This window comes from Protofrankia sp. CiT1 (assembly GCF_917627335.1).
Classification (GTDB): Bacteria; Actinomycetota; Actinomycetes; order Frankiales; family Frankiaceae; genus Protofrankia.
The window spans coordinates 1-2,831 of the sequence record NZ_CAKJTP010000281.1; the positions used below are offsets into that span (position 1 = coordinate 1).

The 2,831-nt window shown below is 70.2% G+C and carries 3 protein-coding genes; all 3 read left to right on the top strand.

Annotation, left to right across the window (positions count from 1 at the left end):
- A partial coding sequence (locus tag MJ785_RS21500; protein WP_239382665.1) for a glycosyltransferase occupies window positions 1-390 on the top strand: 390 nt, incomplete at its 5' end.
- 4 nt (window positions 391-394) lie between these two features.
- Window positions 395-1,597, top strand: coding sequence for a glycosyltransferase (locus MJ785_RS21505; RefSeq protein ID WP_239382667.1), 1,203 nt, complete (start codon window positions 395-397; stop codon window positions 1,595-1,597).
- A 5-nt stretch (window positions 1,598-1,602) separates the two neighbouring features.
- Window positions 1,603-2,831, top strand: a 1,229-nt coding sequence (locus MJ785_RS21510) for a polysaccharide biosynthesis C-terminal domain-containing protein (RefSeq protein ID WP_239382670.1), incomplete at its 3' end; no start/stop codon positions are given.

A 2,831-nucleotide genomic window follows, 5' to 3' on the forward strand; every position in this document is an offset into this window, starting at 1 on the left:
CGGATCTCCGGGCAGGTCAGCTTCCTCGGGCACGTCAACGACATCCCTCGGTTCCTCGAGTCGGTCGACGTACTGGTCCACTCCTCGATCCGCCCGGAGCCCATGGGCCAGACGGTGCTCCAGGGGTTGGCGTGCGGCAAGCCCGTCATCGCGACCGCGGGAGGTGGCCCGAGCGAGTGGATCCGCTCCGGGGAGAACGGAGTTCTCGTTCCCCCCGGCGAGCCGGAGGCGCTCGCCGGGGCGATGCGAACGCTGGCGGACTCACCCGAGCTGAGAGCCAGACTGGCGGTGGCCGCCGCGCAGACCGCGGGAATCCACACCGACGACGAATGCATGACCGCCCACGCCGAGTTCTTCCGCGCGGTGAGGCGAGCGCGCACGGAGCTGTGAACGCATGCGACTGACCGTCGTCTCGACGTTCTTCCCGCTGCCGCCGGACAGGGGCGACCCGGTACGCGTTCTCATGATGCTGCGGGCGATGTCGCGGGTCCGGGCCTACACCCTGCTGGTGGTACGCCGGGCCGGCACCACTCCCGAGCGGGTCGAACAGCTGAGAATGACGCTGCCCGGCGTGGAGGTGAAGGACTTCCCGGCCACCCCGTACCGGTTGGGCCGGCTGGGGCCTCCCGGTCGTTACCCGGAGGCCTTCGTCGACCGGATGCCGCCGTGGGTCAGAACCCGCTACAGCCACGAACTGCACGATGACCTCCGCGGGCGGACAGGGTGGGGAATCGCCATCGGTGAGGCAGCCGGAGCATACTTCCGCCACACGCGCCTGAGATGGCACTGGGACAAGGCGAACGTGCTCGCCGCGAGCAGCCGGCAGGACGCCGTCGAGGCGCCGGACCTCCCGCACCGGCTCCGCGCACGCTATCTGGCAAGGGTCTCGACCCGGTTCGAGTCCCGGGCGCTCTCGCTGTGCGGCACGGTGTCGGTGACGAGCGAGGACGAGGCGGCACGGCTGCTCGCCCACCACGGCCGACCCGTCGATTTCACGCTTCCCAGCTGCGTGCCCGTTCCAGTCGGGCACGTCCCCCGGCCTGACGATCGGACGCTGGTCTGGCTCGGCAGCTTCTCGTACCGCTCCAACCTGCTCGGCCTGTTTCGCTTCCTGGAGGAAGGCTGGGCGGAGCTGCGGCGGGCCGGTTTCACGATGGTCCTGGTGGGGTCGGGCCTCGACGAGCGGACCAGGAGCGACCTCGCGCCGTACGAGGGCCTGAAGATCCTCGGGTACGTGGACGACCTGCGACCCGTGCTCGCGCGGGCCCGGGCAGCGGTGGTTCCGCTGTGGAGCGGCGCCGGCGTCAAACTCAAGACCCTCACGCTCCTGGCCCACTCGATACCCGTGTTCAGCACGCCGGTGGGTGCCGAAGGCCTGCCCCGGACGGACGCGGTCCGGGTGGCGGGTACACCGGATTCGCTGGCGAGGGAGGTGCTGAGGTCCTCGCCGTCCGATCTCGACCTGATGGCCGCCGGAGCGCTTCGTCTCGTCCGGCGCCGCTTCTCCGAGGAAGCGTTCGCCGAGCGCCTGACCGGGTCGCTCATGAGAACCGGCCATCTCGACGTCACCGGCACCGCGTCTCGCCCGGGACGGTGACGTCGATGTCGACGAGAAAGCTGATGTCCGCATCGTTCGCGAACCTGCTGATACCGATCAGCGGCCTCGCCGTCAGCCCATTCCTGTCCCGGGAACTGGGCCCTGCCGGCCGTGGGCTCTACGCCGCGCTCACCCTGCCCGTCGTGGTCTGTGGATGGTTCGGCACATACGGGCTCCAGGACGCACTGAGTTTCCACCTCCGGAACGGACGCCTCTCGAGACAAGCCGCCGCCAGGGTCAGCCTGGCCGCCGCCGTCCCGCTGGGGCTGTTCGGCGTGGGGCTGCTGAGCGTGGTGGGGCTCGTCCTCTTCGCCGGGGACGGCGCGCGCTACGGCCAGTTCCTCGTGCTGTCGCTGCTCGCACCGCTGCACATCCTCGCGAATCTGCTCATCGGAGCCTTGACGGGCGCCTCCGACATCCGCGGGGTCAACCTCGTGAAGATCGTGCCCGCCCTGACCAGGACCGTCGTTGTGATCTTCGCATGTCTGGCTTTCCACCTGAACGCCTACTGGGCCAGCCTGCTGTTCCTGGTGTCCGTGACGACCGGGCTCGTCATCGGCCTGCCCATCCTCCGGTCGTCGCCGGCTCCCGCGGAGTCGACGCCGTCGCGGACCGAGGCGATTCCGGCGCGCTCGCTCATCACCTACTCCCTGACGTGCCTGCCGGGAGTGCTGGCGGCGATCTCCAGCGCCCGGCTCGACCAGGTAGTCGGACTCCCGCTGATCGGGCCGACCCAGCTCGGGTACTACGCGGTCGCGGTCAGTGTCGCGGAGATACCGATGGTTGTCGCGACCGCAGCACGGACGGTGCTGCTGGGCAGGCCGGCCGCCGTCGACCCACGCCGGGCGACCCTGGTCGCCCGGGTGGCGATGCTCGTGTCGGTCCTCACCTGCGGCATGCTGGCGGCGACGGCAGGCGTCACGGTGCCATGGGTCTTCGGCGGCGCCTTCGCTCCGGCCGTCGCACCGACCGTCATCCTGTGCGGCGCGACAATCCTGTACACCGGAATGATAATCTTCGGGGCAGTCCTGCTGGCGAACGACCGAGCGGGCTGGTCCTCCGCGGCGTTGGTGACCGGCTCGCTCGCCGGCATCGCCCTGTTGTTCGTACTGGCGCCGCTGGGTGCCGTCGGGGCGGCCGTCGCCAGCCTCGGTGGCTACGGCGTCTCGGTGCTCGTCGCCGCCTGGGCGGTCGGCAAGGCACCCGACCCGCGCTCGTTGCGGATGCTGACAAT